The 528-nt window shown below is 59.7% G+C and carries 1 protein-coding gene; it reads right to left on the bottom strand.

Features of this window, described 5'->3' with window-relative positions; all coding sequences use genetic code 11:
• Positions 1-118 precede the first annotated feature (118 nt).
• On the bottom strand, positions 119-528 hold a 410-nt coding region (locus SQ11_RS15420), incomplete at its 5' end, for an aldo/keto reductase (protein WP_041515090.1).

A 528-nucleotide genomic window follows, 5' to 3' on the forward strand; every position in this document is an offset into this window, starting at 1 on the left:
GTCCTACTTCGAATCCGCCCGGTGCCAGGCGCCGGCGGCGCTGATCGATTACCAGCTCAATCATTCCTATGTTCTCCAATAAGATTGTGAGAAAGCGCAAAGACAGCACCCGCAACGGTTATTGGCTGGCGGTTTCCAGCTTTTCAACCGCTGCGGCGGGCAACGATAGTTCGGCGGCGCCCAGGATGTCGTCGAGCTGTGTCAGGCTGGAGGCGCTGGCAATTGGCGCCGTGAGATTTGGGCGGCCCATCAGCCAGGCAAGCGCGACTTGGGCAGGCGTAGCCGATACATCAACGGCAACCTGGCGCAGCACGTCCAGCAGCATCAGCCCGCGCCCGTCGAAATAGCCTCGCAGAAAGTCTTCACGCGCCCTGCCCTTCAGGTCTTCTACACTGTGATACTTGCCGGTAAGAAAGCCGCTGGCCAGCGAAAAATAACTAACCACGCCCAGTTCGTGTGCCTGCGCCACGCCCGCGAGCTCAGACTCGAAGTCGGCGCGGTCGTAGAGATTGTATTGCGGCTGAATAA

This window comes from Nitrosospira sp. NpAV, from assembly GCF_000832065.1.
Classification (GTDB): Bacteria; Pseudomonadota; Gammaproteobacteria; order Burkholderiales; family Nitrosomonadaceae; genus Nitrosospira.